Origin of the sequence: Mucilaginibacter sp. 22184 (assembly GCF_052045695.1) — a bacterium.
Lineage (GTDB): Bacteria > Bacteroidota > Bacteroidia > Sphingobacteriales > Sphingobacteriaceae > Mucilaginibacter.
Map to the genome: position 1 here is coordinate 13,871 of NZ_JBQEPI010000013.1, position 22,259 is coordinate 36,129.

At 44.0% G+C, this 22,259-nt stretch carries 11 protein-coding genes; 8 read left to right on the forward strand and 3 right to left on the reverse strand.

All coding sequences use genetic code 11. The annotated features are described in order from the left end of the window. Positions 1-53 precede the first annotated feature (53 nt). Positions 54-830, reverse strand: a complete 777-nt coding sequence (locus tag ACTJKG_RS24725) for a GLPGLI family protein (RefSeq protein ID WP_440740680.1) — start codon at positions 828-830, stop codon at positions 54-56. 5 nt (positions 831-835) lie between these two features. Beyond that, the gene (locus ACTJKG_RS24730) at positions 836-3,655 is read right to left on the reverse strand and encodes an outer membrane beta-barrel family protein (protein WP_172338155.1); all 2,820 of its coding nucleotides are present in this window, start codon (positions 3,653-3,655) and stop codon (positions 836-838) included. Positions 3,656-4,435: 780 nt separating this feature from the next. Between ACTJKG_RS24730 and ACTJKG_RS24735 the strand changes: the two genes are divergently transcribed. The 7 genes from ACTJKG_RS24735 to ACTJKG_RS24765 all read left to right on the forward strand — a co-directional run bounded on the left by ACTJKG_RS24735 (position 4,436) and on the right by ACTJKG_RS24765 (position 19,658). After that, positions 4,436-6,937, forward strand: a complete 2,502-nt coding sequence (locus ACTJKG_RS24735) for a Kelch repeat-containing protein (RefSeq protein ID WP_440740681.1) — start codon at positions 4,436-4,438, stop codon at positions 6,935-6,937. Between the two features lie 1,043 nt (positions 6,938-7,980). Continuing rightward, on the forward strand, positions 7,981-11,151 hold the full coding sequence (locus tag ACTJKG_RS24740; protein ID WP_440740682.1) for a SusC/RagA family TonB-linked outer membrane protein: 3,171 nt from the start codon (positions 7,981-7,983) through the stop codon (positions 11,149-11,151). Between the two features lie 12 nt (positions 11,152-11,163). After that, a complete protein-coding gene (locus ACTJKG_RS24745) occupies positions 11,164-13,071 on the forward strand; it encodes a RagB/SusD family nutrient uptake outer membrane protein (protein WP_440740683.1) in 1,908 nt (635 codons plus the stop codon). An 11-nt stretch (positions 13,072-13,082) separates the two neighbouring features. After that, the gene (locus tag ACTJKG_RS24750; RefSeq protein WP_440740684.1) at positions 13,083-13,832 is read left to right on the forward strand and encodes a DUF3823 domain-containing protein; all 750 of its coding nucleotides are present in this window, start codon (positions 13,083-13,085) and stop codon (positions 13,830-13,832) included. Positions 13,833-13,905: 73 nt separating this feature from the next. Then, positions 13,906-16,086, forward strand: a complete 2,181-nt coding sequence (locus tag ACTJKG_RS24755; RefSeq protein WP_440740685.1) for a hypothetical protein — start codon at positions 13,906-13,908, stop codon at positions 16,084-16,086. Between the two features lie 42 nt (positions 16,087-16,128). Then, positions 16,129-17,148, forward strand: coding sequence for a hypothetical protein (locus tag ACTJKG_RS24760; RefSeq protein ID WP_440740686.1), 1,020 nt, complete (start codon positions 16,129-16,131; stop codon positions 17,146-17,148). A gap of 230 nt (positions 17,149-17,378) precedes the next feature. Next, positions 17,379-19,658, forward strand: a complete 2,280-nt coding sequence (locus ACTJKG_RS24765; RefSeq protein WP_440740687.1) for a GH92 family glycosyl hydrolase — start codon at positions 17,379-17,381, stop codon at positions 19,656-19,658. Positions 19,659-19,854: 196 nt separating this feature from the next. Here ACTJKG_RS24765 and ACTJKG_RS24770 read toward each other — a convergent pair whose 3' ends face one another. After that, entirely contained in the window at positions 19,855-21,171 is a 1,317-nt protein-coding gene (locus ACTJKG_RS24770; RefSeq protein ID WP_172338161.1) for an amino acid permease, read from the reverse strand. A gap of 336 nt (positions 21,172-21,507) precedes the next feature. Here ACTJKG_RS24770 and ACTJKG_RS24775 point away from each other — a divergent pair, with 336 nt between their 5' ends. After that, positions 21,508-22,233 (forward strand): hypothetical protein, encoded by a 726-nt coding sequence (locus ACTJKG_RS24775; RefSeq protein ID WP_440740688.1) that lies wholly within the window; start codon positions 21,508-21,510, stop codon positions 22,231-22,233. Positions 22,234-22,259: the final 26 nt, after the last annotated feature.

Here is a 22,259-nt window from a genome sequence, read left to right on the forward strand (position 1 = left end):
ACCAATCGCGATAAACTAATTGTATAATGTTCAGGTTGGTTGCATTTTGTTATTTATAGCATGAAAGCCTTTAAATAGGGTCTGGCATATTCGCCCCAGTCTTTCATTACAGAAGATAATGTGGTATACAATGATTTGTTATTAACCGCTTTGCCTTTTTTAGGTGGGGCCAGGCTCTTCTCGTCAACAGGCATATCGGTTACTTTGGTGGCAAACCAGGTCATGTTTTCATGGGGCAGGGCCACACCCAATATCATCCCCGGTAAACCGTTAAATAATTCAGGACCGCCAGATACAGGTATCTCTTCGGTATAAAAAGCCACAACGTAAATAGAGTCGAGCACCAGGGCATTAGCACGACGACAGGTATAGCCGGCAATTTCACGGGTTTCGCTGGTGATCTTCCAGTTTATCTTGCGGGTACTGTCTTTTACCAGGAAGGTTTCCTCAAATACCTTTTTCTGATTGATAACACTGCCGGCAGAAAGATCGGTAAAAACTGTATTTACCTGCCCGGCCATGGGGCTGTCGCTAAAAAAGCCACCTGTGGCGGTTTCGGGTTCAATGGGTGTATACAGCGTTTTGTTGTTGCCAAAGGTCATGGTGCTTTTCAAAGCTTTGAATTGCTTTTGTGATTTCTTATAAGAATCGAAGGCCGGACGCAAATAACTTTCGTTATCCTTATTGATCTGTTTTTCAATAAGGGCGTACATATTTACGGTTTTCTCAAACGTAATGGTGCCGTTTTCGGTAAAGTGTTTGTTTTGGGCAAACAGCCTGTTGCTGCCAAGCGCAAAAAATATGGTGATGGTTAATATGATGTATTTCATGGTGATTATTTTTTAGGTGTGCCGCCGCCCATGTGATTAAAATCCCAAACAAGTGAAAGCATAAAGTATCTTTTTATAGCCGTGTACCGTTCCTGGGTTAACTGGTTGGCCGAGCCGGTGCGGTTATAGCCTACGTTCTGGTTCAGGAGGTCATTGCCTGATATCGATAATTTAAGGCTTTCATCTTTCATAAATGCTTTGGTAATACTTGCATTTAAAGTAGTGCGCCTAAAATCTTCGTTGAAGGATTGTGTTGCCGCGTTATACTGATAATTAGCATCGGTACCTATCTGGAACTTAGCTGGCAGATACACATTAAAGCCGCCGTACGCGTTAAAGCCCCGTCCATTATTATTGAGCTGTGTTTGTAACGACTGGGAGTTTACCGTGTAGGTTGGCCCTGCCCCTGCCCAGAAATCATATTTCTTTTGCTTGTATTTTGATAATCGTAAACTGGCAGAGTAGGTGTATTGTTTGGTTTCTACCAGTTGTGTGTTGTTAAGGTTAAAATAATCGCTGCCATTCATGTTTAAGTTAAGGCCGGCATTCATATCGATCTTTGGTATCTTTTGATCATAACCGCCATAAAAATACATATTGGAGGTTTGATGACCTTTAAGATTGGATGATTGATATGTACTTGCTCCGGTTAAAGCATCGGTAGTTACATTACTTACAATAGGATTAATGGTTTGGGAATAGGAGCCCCCAAGCCAGATGTATTGACTGCTTATTATTTTATAGGAATTGTAATTGATACTTATGCGGTTAGTGAACGAGGGCCTTAAATTAGGGTTACCCAGGGTAATATTCAATGGGTCGGTGTTTACGCGTACCGGTTGTATCTGATCAATAGTAGGTTGTGTGGTATTACCATTATAATTTATCCGCAAAGATTGCTGTTGCGAAAACTTGTACTGAAAACTGGCTTGCGGATACCAATTCACAAAATTGCGTGTAAATGTGCTATTGGTAAATTCATTGATCTGTTTGAAGTTTACCGCAGATACTTTAGAACCAAAATTGATAATGACTTTTTTCTTATTATAATTAAAGATAGCTCCAAATTGGTTTGACAATTGATTGAGCTTGAAGTTGTTACTCAGCGAGTCATCTTGTACGGTATAATTACCAGAAGCGTCTTTATCAAATGAGCGTGTATCTGACTTTCCATTGTTGATATTTAAACCATAATTTAATACCAGGGCAAGGGCTTTTGTAAAAGGCTCTGAATAGGTAAAGTTGGTATTGATAATATTACCTTCGCTCAGGCCTGTTTTATACTGATCAATATGCACTGTGCTGTCAATAGGCCCTTTCTTACCATAAAGGTAGTTTATTTCTGAATTTAAAAAACCGTGTGACTTATTTTGATTATAGGCCTCGGTAAAATTTACAGAAAAACTACGGCCTACTTTTTTGAATTTCTTATTATAAAATACATTGGCATTGAATATTTTTTGATCGCCGTTATTGATCACACTTCTGGTGCTTTTATTCAATAAAGTATCATTACGCAGGCTTGTAGTATGATAATCGTTATCGGTCACCGTACTTTTGGTAGTACCATCAACAGATATTTTGAGATTGGATGAAGTATCGATCTTTAATTGGTAGGTAGCATCCAGTTTTTGCCTGAAGATGTGATTGTGGAAGTTTTTATCGCTATTGCTGTTTAAAATAATTCCCGGTTGACCGTTGGCCCCCGGAACATTGTTTTGAGTTTGTGTATTGGTGGTTCCATCAACATTTAAAGAACCTACTTTATAATTAGTATTGATAGATTCCTTGTCGCTATTCCATTTGGTATCATAATGTGCGCCGCCCGTGCGCGCCAGCGGTATACCCTGACCGTTGTATTGGCCGTTGAATGAATCCAGGCCGTCATCACCACCGCCTCCATAAAAATAGATCTCGCCTCCATCGCCAAACTCCATACCATTGTTGGAGTTGCCATACTTGGAATTATCTTCCCAGCCCAAACCTGTTTTACCGGTATTACCGATAGTTCCATAGACCGAAAATTTTTGTTTGCCTTTAAAGCGGTTAAACATCAGTTGCTCCTGGTAGTATTTATCAGTACCCCCTTCGGCGTCTATCTTGCCGAAGTAACCATTCTTTTTGTCCTCCTTTAGTTTAATGTTCAGGGTTTTGTTTTTTACACCGTCGTCAATACCGGTAAAGGTGGCCTGGTCGCTCTTTTTATCGTATAGCTGTACTTTATCAACCATATCGGCGCGCAGGTTTTTGGTAACCAAAGTAGGGTCGTCACCAAAAAACTCCTCACCATCAACCAATACTTTACTTACTGTTTGCCCCTGGGCTGTAATTTTACCATCCTTATCTACCTGTATGCCCGGTAATTCCTTGAGCAGGTCCTCTACCTTGGCATTGGGCTGTACGGTAAATGCCGCGGCATTAAATTCGGTAGTATCGCCTTTTATTTTAACAGCAGCGGCTTTTGCCTTAATAATTACTTCGGCAAGCAGCTGGGTTTTCAATATCATTTTAATGCGACCAAAATCATGCGTGGTATGTGCGGAGTCTAAGGTAAAGCGGTCTACATAGTCGGCATAGCCTGGATAAGTAACCAGCAATATCAGTTTCCCCTTTTTGAGATTGTTGATCTCAAAATTACCATCTTTTACCCGGGTAAACTTTTGAAGAATAGAATCTTTGGCATTTAATACGCTGACAGTGGCATTGGTTAATTTGGAACTGGAGGCCGTATCAGCAACCGATCCCTTAATAGAATAGGTATTTTGGGCAAACACCGAAACCGTACTTAAACAAAGAATTAGTAGTGCAGGTATTGTGATTTTCATAAGGTTATTTATGGAAACCAAGGTATAACTAAAACTTTAGTAATCAAAAATATTTAACAAATTAACCTGTGGATTTAACATTTATTAACATTTGTACTATGAAATCTTACAAAATGTTTCGGCAGAACACGGCTTTGATAGTTGATATACTTGGTCGTTGTTTTGCCGGGGTCAAAACTGGTTCGGTCTCCTTAGTTTTTTTTTTCGGGTAATCCTGAGTGGGTTTACATGTAAACCCGCTATTTGATGATAAGTTAAGATTAAGTATTTGATTGTCAATTAAATAAAATAATTTTAACCATGAAAAATGTAAACCATGTAAACCCACTTCGTAAGCAACTGGTATTGAAAGTGTTGATTTACTTGCACCTAAAGATCTCAATAGGGCCAGGATGAGGAGCTTTGTGCAGGATAAGGCCAGGAAGCTGCTAGTAACCGCACAAGCAATAACCTTAAAGTGTTTGATGTAATGCGTCGGTATGTCGCCAATCATTACTGTTGTTTTTAGTGAATTATATTTCGTGTAACGAAATTTTATTAAGGTGTTTAGACGTCGCAAAGCAGATGTATTTTGATAGTGGCATGAATTATAAAAAAGCCAGGCAACACCACTGTCTTTAGGCTGTCTGTTACTTAAAAAAACTATATTTTAGCGTTGTTATTTGAACTGGCCGCCCAGGTTGGTTTTTTGTAAACGAATCCCCTGCGATGATAAAAAAAGATAAATTTTTAATACTTCAATTAAAGGTATATAAGATCGTATTTCTTTTTATTTTACTCGTGCCGGCACTTAAAAGCCAGGCACAAGGGTTAATGTTTAATTCAAACGACAGCCTGATGGGCGAACGCACCTCTTATACCGTGTTCAGCTCGGATGTGCCTGCTTTTTATGACCATCTGCGGATGAACTTCGACCTGTCATTATGGGACAATGAGCACCTGGGTTATGTTTTTAATATTATCGACGGCCATAAAAACTCCTACAGTTTAACCTATATATATAATATTGACGGTTCGCCTGCGCTTAATTTTAACATCGATAGTAAAAGCAACAAGATCAAGATACCGCTTCGTTTATCGCAATTAAATAAGCGGATCTGGATAAATGTTAAAGTGGATATCAATCTGAAAGCAAATACCGTAGCATTTTTTGTAAATGGCCAAGTATACAGGGCCAGCGATTTTGGTTTTGAGAGCAAGATAATACCCACCATCACCTTTGGTAAAAACCCGCATTATTCTGATGTGCCCAAAATGGCGGTTAAAAATTTAATAGTAAGTGACGATAATAAAACCTTTACTTTTCCGCTAAATGAATGGTCTGGCAACGAGGTACACGATGGTTCAGGCGAAATTCGGGGACATGTAGATAACCCGGTCTGGCTCATTAACAGCTCTTACTTTTGGGAAAAGAGGATCGCTTTTAGTTTTCGTGAAGTAGCGGGAGCCAATTTCAATCCCAAAGATCAATCATTGCTTATTTTTAAGAGCGACTCACTCATTCATTATGATATGAGGAGCGGAAGGATATCGGCCCAGGCTTTTCAAAACAAAACATCAGTTCCCTTATTTCTGGGTAAAAGTATTCTGAACACCGCGGAGAATAAGTTGTATGCTTACGAGGTATTACGGGCATCTAAACCGGGGCCATGCGTAGCATCGCTTGATTTGGCTACTTTGAAGTGGGACATAGTAGGGAACGCTAATATCAAAGAACAAAGGCACCATCACAACATTTTCTATGATAAGGATCAACATGATCTTTACCTGTTTGGCGGCTACGGCTCGTTTGCCTATCATAATGATTTTTTCAGACTCAATACGCAAACTGATAACTGGGATAAAATAGCATTCACCGGCGATCGCATTACTCCGCGCTTTTTTTCGGCCAGTAGCCAGGCTAATGGAAATAATGAGGTTTACATCTTTGGCGGCTATGGTAACCAGTCGGGTAACCAGATTGTGGGCGGGCGACATTTTTATGACCTGTACCGGGTTAACCTGACTAACCATACGATCAAAAAATGCTGGGAAATAAAGCCCAACGAAGAGGATTTTGTACCTACCAACAACCTCATCATCGCTAAGGATGGCAGATACTTCTATGCGCTCTGCTATCCGCATGAACATCCAAAAACCCAATTACGCTTGTATAAATTCTCCATCAAAGATGGCTCATACCAGGTAGTGAGCGGAACCATCCCGGTTACATCTGAACGGATTGAGAGCGATATTAACCTGTTTTTTAATCCTGTGCAGGACGAATTCTTATGCGCCATTCAGGAGTTTACCGATCCTAACCGGTCGACTATCCGGATCCTGGCGCTGGAGTTCCCGCCGGTGAGCCAGCAGGATTACGAACAATCTCAAAAAGCTATTGCCCCCGCCAGTCCGGTTTTCAAATATGTAATATTTGGGCTGGCAGCTGTTCTGGTTATCGGCCTAACAATCGTGCTCATCAAAAAAAGAAGAGAGGAGCAAGCAGCGCGAGAACCACTCGGAGAAGAAGATCCTGGGACAGTAGTTATAAATAAAAAAAACGATGAAAAGCGGGCTAACGCCATTTATCTGCTGGGTGAATTTACCGTTTACGATAAAAGCAGCCGGGATATCACCTACCTGTTTAGTCCTAAAATAAAGCAGCTGTTCATCCTCCTGTTGCTCAACAGCCGGAATGCTACCGGGGTGGTATCCAAAAAAATATCTACCATTTTATGGCCCGATAAGGATGTGGTAAAAACAAAGAACATCAAAGGAGTAACCATTAACCACCTGCGCAACATCATTGCCGATATAGAGGGTATTGAACTTACCTTTTTGAACGATACCTATTGTTTTAAGCTGGATGATAAACTTTTCTGTGATTACTTTACGGTAACCGGAGCCCTGGAGCAGATCAACAACTCTGAGGCAGCTGTCCTTCAGTACTTTGATCTGATTGCCCGTGGTGGCTTGCTGCAATATATTCCCGAAACCTGGCTAGATGACATTAAACTTGGCTACGAAGAAACCCTGATGCCCGTGATATTACCCCAGGTGAAAAAGATATATGAAAGTGGCGATTTCCGCAAGGCGCTGGATATTGCCCGGGTGGTTTTAAATATCGACCCGTTTAATGATACCGCCTTGAAATATAAGCTCAAGGCTCTGCGTCGCATCAAAGGCATTGAATATGCCCGCAAGGTATATGACGAGTTTACCGCCGAGTATGAAAAATCGTTGGGTATCAGTTACCAGGTACCTTTTGATAAGATCTGCTCCAACAAAACCGAGCAGAAGTAAAAGCAACTAGCCATTTGCCAGTCAGAAAACTTTTTAAACCTTAAATTTTAACACTTTTCTGCCCTATTTCGGGCTAAAAATGGGCGAAAAACATTCAAAAAACCTTCATTTTAACACTTTTTAACAAATTTGAACACTGTTTTTTGTGATTTCTGAAACTTTAAAAAGTATTAATTTATTGACTGTCAAATAACTAAATGCAAAGCGGTTGATTTTTGACCTTGTTTCGCTCTTAACAAAACAGCCCGATTCTCTGGTAAAAAAGAGAACCGGGCTGTTTTGTTGATATAAAGATACGAAAAATTTGTGGGATTAGCCAATAGGGCGTTACCTTCGGCCCGGGCTATCCGCTCATACGCCACAAGGCATTAGCCACAGGCCGGTATCCGCTACTAACTAACGCGGGGGGTGTCTGAACCATGATTCTTAGGATTAAAGGATTTTCATGATTTCTTTTCTTTCTTCCCCCGTCAGCAGATAAGCTTCGGGCGAAAGTGGGCAGAACAATGGTGGGTGGTGCAGTTGCAAGGGCATTGCGAACCTTACCTGAAGCGGGGAATAATGAGCGAACGTAAGTGGAGGTAAGGTTTAGCGGCCCGTGGTTCTGTCCGCTTTGCAGGGCAAAGGCTATGAGCGCAAAGAAGCATTTCTGCTGAAAGCCTTTTGGTTACTTTGTGGCTACAAAGTAAAGGCCCTCCCGCGGCCAAGAGCGGGTCTGCGCCATACTTGTTGATGAATAGATCCTTCGCTCCGCTCAGGATGACAAGTATCTTATAAGTAAGGCGTACATCGTAACGGTTAACCTGTCCTGTAGGGATCCTGAAAATAAATTCAGGGTGGTTTGTGATGTTAATCCACTTAATTCGCTATGGTTAATGAAATTTTAGCCGAGTTAACCCGTTTATTAACCCATCTTTTAATACCGCCGGGCATATAATTGTTGCGCCAAATGTGTGCGTAATGCCAATGTGCAGGTTTAACCAGCCTGTTTATACCAAACACCATTTGGGCAAATTATTATAAACCATTTTAATCAATTATTTATGAAGGAAATTTTTACCTATTATGGTGGGTGCCATGGTATCCATTATCCGGCAAAATTTAAAGGTGTGGTACGGCATGGTATCATGGCTCTTTTGTTTTTGCTTGTATGCTCGGTGGCTATGGCTCAAAGCAACCGTACCGGTACCGTTGTGGACGAAACCGGGCAGGGCTTGCCCGGCGTAAGCGTCAAGATCAAGGGCACAACCATTGGTACGGTTACCAATGTGGAGGGCAAGTTCACCATTAATGCCACAAACGAGCAAACGCTGGTATTTACGTTTGTGGGTTACACCACGCAGGAGATTCCTGTAGGGGGCCAAAACAGTATTAAAGTATCGCTGGCATCAAACGCCACCAATGTGAACGAGGTAGTAGTGGTAGGTTATGGCACACAGAAAAAAGCCACCGTTACCGGGTCTATCGCCTCGGTTACCAACAAAGAAATCGTAACTACCAAAAACGAAAACGTGCTGAATATGCTTACCGGTAAAGTAGCCGGTGTACGCATTGTACAAAACTCGGCCGAACCGGGATCATTTGATAACGCTTTTGACATTCGTGGTTTTGGAAATCCGTTGGTGGTTATTGACGGTATCCCCCGCGATAACATCACCCGTTTGGATCCTAATGATATTGAAAGCATATCTGTACTGAAGGATGCTTCGGCGGCTATTTATGGTGTGCGCGCGGCAAACGGTGTGGTGATCGTAACTACCAAAAAAGGCAAAAAGGGTACGGTGGATCTGAATTACTCGGGTACTTATGGCTGGCAGATACCGGCGTATATGCCCAAACCGGTTGGCGCTTTAGATTATATGACCCTGGTTAACGAGCAATTGCTGCATAACGTAAACGGTGGCCAGGTAAAATATACCGATGCCGATTTTGCCGCTTACCGCAACGGTACCAAAACCAGTACCGATTGGTATGGCAATGTTTTTGCCAACAGCGCCCCCCAGCAGCAGCATAACCTGAACGCCAGCGGCGGTACCGACAATAGCAGCTATTTTGTGAGTATGGGTATTACCGATCAGGACGGCTTTTTCAAAAGCGGCGACCTGAACTATAAACGATATAACCTGCGCTCAAACCTCACCACCAAAATCAATAAGAATCTTACCGTGGATGTGAACCTGAGCGGAACACTGGAACAAAAGAACCAGCCCTACCAGGATGCCTGGTGGATCATCCGTTCATTCTGGCGCCAGGTGCCTACGCAAAGCATTTATGCCAACAACAACCCAAAATATCTGAACAATGGCGAGGTTGACGGATCAAACCCGGTTGCGATGGCTGATGCTGATATTGATGGTTATAAACAGATCAACAATAAGTGGCTGCAATCATCAGTTTCGGCAACGTATAATGTGCCATTTGTACCGGGGCTTAGCGCCAAAGGTTTGTATAACTACGATTATTACATGTCGAGCAATAAGCAATACCAAAAACCATACAACCAGTATACTTATGACGCTAACTCCAATACTTATAACGCTATAGCTAATCAAACACCGGGCTCATTAACCAGGCAGTTTTATGAAAAGCCAACCAGTTTAATGCAATTATCATTAAACTATAACCGCGCGCTTAAGGGTGGGCACAACATTACGGCTTTAGCCCTTTATGAAGAGAGTGAGCGCAAAGGCGATAATTTTAACGCGCAACGTCAATTATCCTTACCGGTAGACCAGTTAAAGGCCGGTAATGCCTTAAACCAAACGGCCACTGTGGATGGCGATTTTCCATATGATATTGTAACCAAATCATTTGTGGGCAGGGTAAATTATGATTATAAAGGCAAGTACCTGGCCGAGTTCAGTTTCAGGGATGACGCCAGTTCGCAAAACTCACCGCTTAAAAGATGGGGCTTTTTCCCGGGCGCATCAGTAGGATGGCGGGTGTCACAGGAAGGTTTCTTTAAAAACTCATCGGCACTATCATTTGTGGATGATCTGAAGATCCGCCTGTCATACGCCAAACTGGGTGATGACGCCGGTTTAAATGCTTACCAATTTCTGAGCGGTTATAATTATCCGGCAAACGGCAGCAATAACCAAACGCCTCCGGGTTCGGTATTTGACGGTACTTTTGTTAATGGCGCGCAAAGCAGGGGCATCCCCAATCCGTATATTTTCTGGTACGTAGCCAAAACTTACAATGCAGGTATCGACCTGCAGGCCTGGCATGGTTTGCTGGGTTTAACGGTTGACGCTTTCAGGCGCGACAGAAGCGGCCTGTTGGATACCCGTGCCGATAATTTACCAGGTGTAGTGGGCGCAGGCTTGCCACAGGAAAACCTGAACAGCGACCGTGCACAGGGTTTTGATATCGAGGTTAATCACCGTAACCATATTGGCAGCTTTAACTATTTTGTAAAAGGAACCTTCGGGTATACCCGTACGCAATGGATCAGCAAGGTGCATTCGGCGTATGGTAATTCACAGCTTAACTGGCACAATAACAACGATAACCGCTATAATAATATCTTCTGGGGATACGGTTCAAACGGACAATACCAAAACTATCAGCAGATTCTGAACAGTCCGCAGTTTGTATCACGTAACGCGGTAGTGGGCGATTATATTTTGCAGGACTGGAATGGCGATGGCGTGATCAATGATCAGGATGTACACCCTATAGCTCAAAACGTAAGTAACAACAACTACAGTGTGCCATCAACAACATTTGGCTTAACACTGGGTGGTTCGTACAAAGGATTTGACATCAGTACCGTATGGCAGGGAGCCGCGGGTATCAATGTATCCTATATCGAACAGCTTAACATACCGCTATGGGGTGGGGGTAGTGCCCTGGGCATGTTCCTGGACAGGTATCACCCAACCGATCCTAAAGCCGATCCTTACGATCCGAACACCGTATGGACACCAGGCACCTTTGCGCTTACCGGTACCACTGCCGATGTAAACTCGCTCTCCAACATCCACAGCGCGGCATACATCAGGCTTAAATCGGCCGAGATAGGTTACAGTATTACCGACGCGGTGGCTAAAAAGATAGGTATCAAAGGAGCCAGGATATTTGTAAATGGTTATAACGTATTAACCATCACCGGCCTGAAATATCTTGATCCGGAACACCCATCGGCCACTTACGGCTATTTATACCCATTAGATAAAATATTCTCCATTGGTGTAAATGTTAAATTATAATCCATACAGATCATGAAAAAATACACATATATCATATTTGCTGTTTTGCTTTGCTGGACGTCGGCATGCAAAAAGCTCGATACGTTGCCGCCAAGTATCGTTAAAGACGATGACGTTTTTAGTAACAGTGCCGGTATACAGGCCTACATGGCCCGTATGTACGCCGAATTGCCTATCGAGGATTTCAGGTATTCACCAACCCGGGGATTAAACTTTTTCTGGATCATCAGTCCATTCAGCTGTATCAGTGGCGAGGGCCTGAGCCGCGACCAGAACAGCGCCACACAGGAAACCTTTGGTTACTGGGGCGACGCCTATACGCTGATTAGGGATGCCAACTATTTTGCTGAAACGCTGCCTAAATATTCGTCGAACTTTACGCCTGCACAGGTAAGCGCATGGCTGGGCGAGGCCCGCTTTTTGCGAGCCGCCACCTATTTTGCCCTGGTGAAACGTTATGGTGGTGTGCCCATTGTAGATAAAGTATTACAATATCCGGCACAAAGCATCGATGAATTAAAAATTCCACGTTCATCAGAAGAAAAGGTTTATGACTTTATATCCACCGATCTGGATTATGCTTATGCCAATTTGGGCGAGAGCAACCAGGTAGGCCGGGCCAATAAATATGTGGCCGCCGGTTTTAAATCGCGTGCCATGTTGTATGCGGGCTCCATCGCCAAATACAATAGTATTAACCTTACCGATGCCGGCGGCAACAGGCTTTGCGGTATACCGGCGGCTAAAGCGGTTACCTATTTTAAAGCTGCTTATGATGCCGCTGCATTGCTTGATGGTAAATACAGTCTGTACAAAAAAGCATGGGCCGCGGGCGATAAGAACGCGCAGTATCAAAATTATGTGAACCTGTTTTTTGATGCCACCAGTCCCGAGAATGTGTTTGTACGCCAGTATCATTACCCCGAGTCGGTACACGGTTATGATGCCTACAATGTGCCCCGCCAGTTGATGGGCGCTAATGGGTACTCTTCGGAAATTAACCCTACACTGAACTTTGTGGAGATGTTTGATGGTATCCCTAAAAATGCCGATGGTACCATTAAAACTACAACCGGTGGTAAATATGATCTGTACACCAATACTATGGATCTGTTTGCCAATGCCGAACCAAGATTGCGAGCTACCGTTATTTTGCCGGGCGATGTATTTAAAGGGGTAAGCATCGAGATCCGCCGTGGTATTTATACCGGCAGTTCAACAGGTGGTATCAGTCCGCTGTTGCCGGCTGGTTCAACCGCGCATTATCCTACCGATCATATGGTACAATCATCAAACGCGAGCCAGACACCCTACACTTTACCAAATGGAACAACCATGAACCCCGCCGGCTTAAGCGGTTATTTTACCGGCGACGGAACTTGCTCCGTATCGGGCTTCTCGATCCGCAAAAACCTGGTACCCGATAAACCAACATCAGAAGTGCTGGAAAACCGGTCTGACCAAACCTGGCTGGAAATGCGTTATGCCGAAGTACTGTTAAACCGGGCCGAAGCCGCAGTGGAGTTGAATGCTTTGGGCCAGAATGATAAGAGCTATTTACAGGACGCGTTTACCGCCATTAACCAGATTCGTGAAAGGGCCGGTGCCAACCTGCTGCTGAGCCCAACCGACCTGAGCGATATTAATGTAGTGCGTACCGAAAGGAAAAAAGAACTTGGCTTTGAAAACAAAACCTGGTGGGACCTGCGCCGCTGGCGTGTGATTGATAAGGAACAAAACAGTACCATTTACCGTACGCTGATGCCATTTTACTCGGCCAACGACGGCAAGTACTTTTTTGATGCCCGTTTAGATGAGCGCAACAGCCGCTATACTTTTGATGTGCGCTGGTACTATGAGCAAATTCCGCAGGGCGAGATACAGAAGAGTCAGAATTTAATTCAAAATCCGGGTTATTAATTTTAAGAGAGATGAAAAAAATATTTTATAGCATAGCGTTAAGTGTATTGGTTGCAGCAGGCAGCTCGTGCAAAAAGGTTGATAATTATGCCGCGCCCGATGTAACCTTAAAAGGGGTGGTATCTGATGCCGTTACCGGTAAAAGCATACAAACCGAACAGGGCTCGGGCACCAGGATAAAACTATTGGAAATAAGCTGGAGCAGTAACCCTACACCTTTTTATATATCCTCGTACCAGGATGGTACCTATAATAATACCAAACTCTTCGCGGGAAAAAATGTGATCTCGGCCGAAGGCCCTTTTGTGCCGATGGTGCAGGTGGATAATAACGGCAAAACCATTGTGGATAAAAGCCAGACGGTGGATGTGAAAGATGTAACTACGGTAAATTTTTCGGTAGAACCATTTTTAAGGATCGATTTTGTTGGCGACCCGGTTGTTAACGCCGATGGTACCATCACCACTAGCTTTAAAATTACCCGCGGTACCAGCGATCCCAATTTTCAGCAGGATATAAGTGATATAGCAGTGTTTATTAATTCAAACAAATACGTGGGAAACAATAATTATGATAACCGGTATACACCAAAACTTAGCGGCTCGGATGCCAGCACGTCGGTAGGTAAAACTTTAAGTGTTACTACCATTGGCGGTCCGCTGCCGGGCAAACGCCAGTACTTTGTGAGGGTAGGTGCCAGGATATCATACGGGTTAAATTATTATAATTATACCGACGTTAAAACGGTAACCGTTCCTTAAATTTTGTCATATATTAAAACGGAAGGATATTAGGTCCTTCCGTTTATTTTAGAAAGGACTACAAATAATATCTATGAAAAACATTCTGTTTTCCAGTTTCCTCATCGCATTATCGCTCGCGGGTTATGCGCAAAAATCAAACCCGGTTAAACTGCCGGAGAAAACGGCTTTCCAGACAAGCAGCCCCTGGATTCCAGAGATCGATGTACGGTCAGACATCGCCATTGTTTATGGCGCCAATGACCGCCCGGGTTTAACCTTTGAACAGCGCGTACAATCATGGCGCGACCATGGCTACCAGGTAAATTTTATGACCGGCATAGCCTGGGGCGACTATAAAGATTATTTTTTAGGAAAATGGGATGGCAAAAACCACCTGGGCGTAGGCCAGGTAACTATTAAGGGCGATACCATCTTTCACGGTAAGGACATGCCCTATGTAGTGCCCGATGCTTCGTTCATCGAATACATGAAAACCGCGGTGGTAAAAAAAGTGATCAACGCGGGTATTACCAACATCTTTTTAGAGGAGCCCGAGTTTTGGGCACGTGCCGGATACAGCGCGGGTTTTAAAGAGCAATGGCAAAAGTATTATGGCTTCCCCTGGAAACCGCAGGATGCTTCTGCGGAGAATACCTACCTGTCGAGCAAATTAAAATATCACCTGTACTTTGAAACCATCAAAGAGGTATCCAACTATGCCAAAGCCTATGGAAAAAGCAAAGGGTTAAATATTAAAGTATTTATAGCTACCCACTCGCTGGTGAACTATTCGTCGTGGCAAATTGTGAGCCCGGAAGCCAGCCTGGCGTCGCTGCCGGGTATTGATGGTTACATTGCGCAGGTATGGACGGGCACTTCGCGCGAGCCAACATTTTTTAATGGACAGCGTAAAGAGCGTGTGTTCGAGAATGCTTTCCTGGAGTATGGCTCGGTAGTTTCGATGACCGCGCCAACCGGTCGTAAAGTATTTTTCCTGACCGACCCTATTGAGGATTGGCCGCGCGACTGGAGCGATTACAAACGTAATTACCAGGCTACCTTCACCGCCAAATTGCTATATCCCATGGTTGCCGATTACGAGGTGATGCCATGGCCCGAGCGTATCTACACCCATCCATACAAAGTTGCAGGCACTGACCAAAAGACGCTGATCCCGCAGTTTTATTCCACCCAGATGCAGATCATGGTGAACGCATTGAACAGCATGCCGGTATCCACCAACAGAGTATCGGGTGTAAATGGTATTGGTGTGCTGATGAGCAATACATTGATGTTTCAGCGCTTCCCAACGCATAATGGTTTTGAAGATCCGCAGTTTTCCAACTTTTACGGTCAAACGCTGCCCTTGTTGAAACGTGGCGTACCTGTTCAAACTGTGCATATGGAAAACCTGGAATACCCGGCATCGTTAAAAAACATCAAGGTACTGGTGATGAGTTATTCCAACATGAAGCCAGTATCGGCAGCGGTACATACTTATCTTGCCAACTGGGTAAAACAGGGCGGTGTTTTGATCTATTGCGGCAGGGATGATGATCCGTATCAGTCGGTTATGGAATGGTGGGATACCAAGGGTAATAAATTTACCGCGCCATCGCAGCATTTGTTCAAGCTGCTGGGCATCAATCCAACAAAAGATGAGCAGGAGTTTAAAGTAGGCAAAGGCTCGGTTTATGTATTAAGGCAAAATCCTAAAGAGTATGTGCTGGAAGCTGGCAAAGATGATAACTACATCAGCACCGTAAAACAAGCCTACGAGCAAAAGGCCAAAGCCGGTGAGCTGACATTTAAAAATAGCCTGTACCTGGAACGTGGTCCGTATGATGTAGTATCCGTAATGGACGAGAATGCCGACAGCAAGCCTTACACTATCAAAGGTCCGGTGATCGATCTGTTCGATCCGCAATTGCCGGTACTGAATGAAAAAGTAGTGAACCCCGGTGAGCAGTCCTTATTATATGTAGTGAACCGTGTGCCCAATAAAAAGCTACCGCAGGTACTGGCATCGGCATCAAGAATTTATAACGAAAACAGGCAGGGCAGCAGTTATTCGTTTGTAGCTAAAAGTCCGGCAAAAACATTAAATAGTGTACGTGTGCTGTTACCCGCGCAACCTAAGGAAACCAAGGTAATCGATAGCACAGGCCAAAATATCAGCGATGTGAAAACATCATGGGATGCATCGTCAAATACCCTTTACCTGGGTTTTGGCAACAGCCCAGATGGTATTAAGGTTGATTTGAAATGGTAACAGAAAATTAACCAATTATCTATAAACCAAAATTAACCACCTATGAAAACACACACCATGATGATTAAAAGCATGCTTATGCTGCTGGTATTGGCATCCTGTCAAAAGAGCAACAATACCGCGGCCGACAAACAAAAAGACAGCATACAGAAAGTGGCCGCTGCGCCACCATCTGATGCACCCAGGGCTGCCCTGCGCAGCATTGTTGAAAATGTGACCACCGCCGATGGTAAAATTTACAATGCTAAAGACAATACAGGCGAAACCATGGATTGCCTCAAGATCATTGCCAATCCATCGGGCGGGTACATTGGGGTTTATCATACCATGATCAACGGTACCTTTAAAACTAATGTGGCATCATCAACCGATCTGTTGCACTGGACCTGGATCCGCGAGTTGGCAGGCAGTAACAACGGTGGCGCATCGCAGCCTACTATTGCTGCTACCTCAACCGGTGGTTTTGTAATGGTTTGGGAGCAGGAACCCAACAACCACCTAAAATTCAGCTATTTTAACAGCTGGACAGATCTGCAGAACGGCGCAGTAGCCAAAACATTCGAAGCTCCGCATACTTTATCAACTTGTGCGGAGGGTACGCCCAATATTTATTCAGCCAGCAGTACTTCTGTGGATGTAGGTTTCCATTACTGGTCAAACTGCGATGTTGATCGTCAGGCACGTGGTACTACCACCTGGACATCGTGGACTGCCAGTGCCCAGCCCCAAATTGATAATGCCATTTTATACTGGGGTGTGCACGGTAACATCGGCGACCGGGACGGCTACCTGAAATTCCAGAACTTTAATTTTGGATTGATTGAAGGACAGGGCGCTAAAGGCGATTTTGGTACCTGGCGCTGTTACCTGTATGATTATCAAACCGGCAATGCCGATAAGCTGAGCATCCATACCGATGGTGGCAGCCAGGCATTTGCCAACCCAACTATTACTGCTTTAACCGTTGGCGGACAAGCCGCGCTGGTGATCACCCAGTTTATCCCTTCACAATTAGCTGCAAATGGCGAAGCTGGGGAGTTGATCTATTATAAAAAGCTGTAAGCCAGTGTTTTTAATAATTGAAATGCATTTAGTATACAGTACTTGCTTTGTGGGTACTGTATACTCATATTCAGCCCATATAAACACATCGTATATGTTTACCTGTAAACCCGTAAGCCCTATCAAAAAATATTACCGTATCACAATAAATTATTGAATTCTGCTGTATATTGCATAGCTTGATTAAACGTTTTAGCAAACTAGCAAAAGCGCCCATCTAAAAATTAATAATGAAAAAATTATTCCCATTGGTGTTTGCCCTTCTACCCATAGCAACTATTGCTCAGCAAACTACTCCACCCATTACTCCTGTTGATTATATTAACCCTTTAATGGGCACCTCATCAAACCCGGCGCTTTCCAACGGGAATACTTATCCCGCTATTGCGCTGCCCTGGGGTATGAATTTCTGGACCCCGCAAACCGGTAAAATGGGCGACGGCTGGCAGTACACCTATGATGCCACTAAAATACGGGGCTTTAAGCAAACGCACCAGCCATCACCATGGATGAATGATTATGGCATGTTTTCCATATTCCCGGAAACAGGCAAGCTTAAACTGAATGATATGCAGCGCGGAAGCTGGTTCTCGCACAAAGCCGAGATCACAAAGCCTTATTATTACAGCGTATACCTGGCCGACTATGATGTAACCACCGAGCTTACACCAACCGAGCGCGCTGCCAGCTTCAGGTTTACTTTCCCGCAAAGCGATAGCTCACACATTGTGATCGATGCTTTTGATAAAGGATCGTACGTGAAAATTATCCCCGGCGAACGCAAGATCATCGGTTACAGTACCAAAAACAGCGGTGCTGTACCAGCCAATTTTAAAAACTATTTTGTTATTTATATTGATAAACCTTTTGAAGTGTCATCAACCTGGCACGATAACCAAAAAGATGGCTCGTTGGAATATACCGGCAATCATGCAGGCGCAGTTATCAGCTTTAAAACTAAAAAAGGCGAGCAGGTACATCTGCGTGTAGCCTCATCCTATATCAGCACCGAACAAGCTGAACTTAACCTGAAGCGCGAGCTGGGTACCGATAGTTTTGATGTTACCTGCCAAAAGGGAAAAGCTGTTTGGAACAAAACCTTAAGCCATTTAACGCCAGAAGGTGGTACGATCGATCAGACCCGTACTTTTTATTCCAGCTTGTACCGTATGCTTTTCTTCCCTAACCGCATGTATGAGGTTGATGCTAAAGGCCAAACCGTGCATTACAGCCCTGTAAATGGCAAAGTATTGCCGGGCTACTATTTTGCAGGTACAGGTTTCTGGGATACTTTTAGGGCGCTGTACCCATTCCTCAACCTGGTTTATCCATCCATGAATAAAGAAATGCAGGAGGGCCTGGTGAATTCTTACAAAGAAGGTGGTTGGCTACCCGAGTGGTCGAGCCCGGGTTATGCCGATTGTATGATTGGTAACAACTCCGCATCGGTAGTAGCCGAAGCGTACCTGAAAGGTCTGCGTGGTTATGATATCAATTCGCTTTACGAAGCGTTAAAACATGGCGCCAACAACGAGGGGCCAAACGCCACGGGCCGTAGGGGCGTGGAATATTACAACACCCTGGGCTATGTACCTTATGATGTAAAGATTAACGAGAACGCCGCCCGCACGCTGGAGTATGCTTATGACGATTTTGCCATCTATAAATTAGGCAAAGCCCTGGGCAAACCGGCATCTGAAACTGATATCTACAAAAAGCGCAGCCAAAACTACCGCAACCTGTTTGACCCATCCACCAAACTGATGCGTGGTAAAAATAAAGATGGTTCGTTCCAAACACCATTCAATCCGTTTAAATGGGGCGATGCCTTTACTGAAGGCAATAGCTGGCACTATACCTGGGGCGTTTTCCATGATATACAAGGCCTGATAAACCTGGTAGGTGGCAAACCACAATTCGTAGCTAAGCTCGATTCTGTATTTTCATTGCCTCCTGTTTTTGACGATAGTTATTATGGTGGCGTGATCCATGAGATCCGCGAAATGCAGATCGCCAACATGGGCCAGTACGCGCATGGTAACCAGCCTATCCAGCACATGATATACCTGTATAACTATGCCGGCGAACCCTGGAAAACCCAATACTGGGCACGCGAAACCATGAATAAGCTGTACAAAGCTACCTCCGATGGTTACTGCGGTGATGAGGATAACGGCCAAACATCGGCGTGGTATATATTTTCGGCCATGGGTTTTTATCCGGTAACGCCTGCCAGCGATCAGTATGTGCTGGGTACCCCATTGTTTAAAAAGCTCACTATAAAATTGGAGAACGGTAAAACCATTACCATCAACGCACCAAAAAACAATGCCGATAACAAATATGTGAACAGCTTAACCGTGAATGGTAAGCCTTACGATTTTAACTGGCTAAGTCATAAAGCCCTGTTAGGCGGCGCCGAGCTCAATTTTGATATGTCGGCAACGCCCAATAAACAGCGCGGTATCAAAGCCGAAGATGTACCTTACTCTATGTCGAACGAGAAATAGGGGAGGGGGGGCAAGTACTGAGTTTTAAGCACCAAGTCGTGAGTTTTAAGTAATTCCAACCCTCCATGTCATTGCGAGCGCAGCGTGGCAATCTCTTCGCGTTTAAGTATGCGATGAGATTGCTTCGTCGTTCCTCCTCGCAATGACATGTTGTTTATAGTTAAAAATTAGATAACGCAAACTGCCCACTGCCAACTCAATTCCCGCTATTCTTTTTATAAGCCACCCATACATAAAAAGGTATGCTGGCCATCAGCAATAAAAAACCATAATAAACAGCTTCTTTACCGGTACCGGCAATGGTCCATAAGGCATAGCCAAAAGCCAAAATGGCCAGTATCACCGCGCCGGTTAAGCCGTCAACCTGTTTCTGCTTTACACGGATGATCAGGTATGATGCTGCCGAAAGCAGGTAAGGGATCAGGATAGATAATAAGGACAGCAGTAATAGAAATCGGAATTGCTCTACCAGCCCCTTAGTATAATTCATGCTCATAAAAAGCGATACCATCGCGCTGCTTACCAAAATACCCACATAGGGTACTCCTTTTTTGTTTTTACGGGCAAAAACGGCGGGGAATAGTTTGTCGCTGGCAATGGCAAAGGGCATCTGGCCTTGTAACAAAGTCCAGCCGTTGAGGGAGCCAAAGGCGGCAATGGCTATACCGGCGCTCACCCAATAGCGGGCATTGCTGCCATATATCACTACGGCTGCATCGGCAAAAGGAGTAACCGAATGTTTTAAAGCTGCCGCAGGGATAACGCCGATCACACTAAAACTGCTCAGTACATACACCAATGTGGCGATTAGCAAACCCAGCAAAGTGGCCCGGGGAATGGTTTTCTCGGGATTGGCCACACTGCCTGCAGGTACCGTGGCACTTTCAATACCAATAAAGGCAAACATGGTCATGGTGGCTGTTGCGTTTAAAGCTCCATATATAGTAGTGCTGCTGCCATTAAAAGGCGAAAAGTTTTTGGCCTGGATAAAAAATAAGCCGCCTATAGCTACCAATATCAGCGGTGTTACTTTTAATATAGTAGTAACCAGCTGAACCTTACCGCCGGTTACTACACCACGGGTATTAATATAGGTAAGCAGCCAAATGGTACATAAACCTGTAGCTATGGCAGTAACGGCACTGGATGCCAGCACCGGGAAAAAGGTGCTCAGCGCACTCACAAACGATATGGTAATGGCCGCGTTGGCGCAGGCTACAGCCAGATAATAACCCCAGGCTACCAGGAAACCGGCAAAATCGCCCAAGCCATTGCGGGTATAAGCGTAGGGTCCGCCCGTTGCGTGCGGCAACAACTTGCTCAGGTTACTGAAAACCTTGGCCAAAAAGTAAGATCCCACCGCCGAAAACACCCAACCCAATAGGCCGATACTACCATAGGAGGCCATAGCGGCGGGCATCAGGAATACGCCCGCACCGATCATATTACCAACTACCAGGGAGGTGCTGGTCCATAAACCCAATTTATTTTTTTCGGAGGAGGATGCAGGCATAGCTGTTCGTGATTTTTTACAAAGATAAGATAGCATATTTATTTGCACTATTTGCTAATCTCGATGATTAAGGAAATTAGCCCTGATTGCGGCATGTCATTATGCTAAGCTACTCCGTAGGAGTAAAAGCTTTGTAGCAAACAAGGTATAAGTATTTAGCATGCCGTAGGTATGCAACCTGAGTATAGTACCTACCGCACTGGTTTTGAAACTGTAATTTTTCTACAAAGCTTTAACCTCGATGGGGTTTACGAATCTTCTTAACTTAATGTGAGTTGTTAAAAAGAGTTAAAAATAAGTAATTGCCAGTTAGTTGCGCTAATTTTAGGAGTGCCAATGAATCCTGAAATCCTGATATTTTTGTTCATTATTTATTTAACACCATCTAATGATGTTAAAGCGCAGGCGGCTAAAACGCTACAGGGCCTGGTGCTTAAAAGTGGCGTTACTATAAGATTAGCGGATGTGCAGGTTTTGAATAAGCGCAGCCGTATTACCGCGAGATCAAATACAGAAGGTGTATTTAGTATTGTTGCTTTACTGAATGATACTTTGCAGTTCTCCAATGCTAATTACTTAACTCTGGAGTTGGTTGTAAGCGATTTTTCCGATAAAATCATCTACCTGCAGCCTGTTATCGAGCTGGCCGAAGTGGTAATCAAAGAGAACTCGCTCATTAAAGAGTTACGCGAAACCCAGAAGGGGTATCGCAAAAAGAGCGTCTTTTATACCGGCACGCCACATTATTATTACCTGTTTTTAAAACCGATGACCTTTATATATGAAAATTTTAAGAGCGAGGTTAAACAAGCCCGACGGTTTAACCGCTTTGCCAAACGGGAAATAACCGCCTATGAAATTACCCAGCGCTTTAATGATTCATTGATAAAAAATGTTGTCCCTGTTAAGACTAATGAAATTGATGATTTCAGGGTTGATTATGCGCCCACTTTACAACAGCTGAATACCATGAGCGATTATGATCTAATTATATATATCAGAAATAGTTATGAGGATTTTAAAAAGAAAAGCGCTGATAAAAAAGCGCCACATCAATTGTGATATTTAGATTACGGCTATTTATCCAT

Coding starts and splice junctions, on each gene's coding strand:
- ACTJKG_RS24765 (WP_440740687.1), top strand. CDS start 17,379: ATGAAAAAATTATTCCCATTGGTGTTTGCCCTTCTACCCATAGCAACT.
- ACTJKG_RS24775 (WP_440740688.1), top strand. CDS start 21,508: ATGAATCCTGAAATCCTGATATTTTTGTTCATTATTTATTTAACACCA.
- ACTJKG_RS24760 (WP_440740686.1), top strand. CDS start 16,129: ATGAAAACACACACCATGATGATTAAAAGCATGCTTATGCTGCTGGTA.
- ACTJKG_RS24740 (WP_440740682.1), top strand. CDS start 7,981: ATGAAGGAAATTTTTACCTATTATGGTGGGTGCCATGGTATCCATTAT.
- ACTJKG_RS24750 (WP_440740684.1), top strand. CDS start 13,083: ATGAAAAAAATATTTTATAGCATAGCGTTAAGTGTATTGGTTGCAGCA.
- ACTJKG_RS24745 (WP_440740683.1), top strand. CDS start 11,164: ATGAAAAAATACACATATATCATATTTGCTGTTTTGCTTTGCTGGACG.
- ACTJKG_RS24755 (WP_440740685.1), top strand. CDS start 13,906: ATGAAAAACATTCTGTTTTCCAGTTTCCTCATCGCATTATCGCTCGCG.
- ACTJKG_RS24770 (WP_172338161.1), bottom strand. CDS start 21,171: ATGCCTGCATCCTCCTCCGAAAAAAATAAATTGGGTTTATGGACCAGC.
- ACTJKG_RS24730 (WP_172338155.1), bottom strand. CDS start 3,655: ATGAAAATCACAATACCTGCACTACTAATTCTTTGTTTAAGTACGGTT.
- ACTJKG_RS24725 (WP_440740680.1), bottom strand. CDS start 830: ATGAAATACATCATATTAACCATCACCATATTTTTTGCGCTTGGCAGC.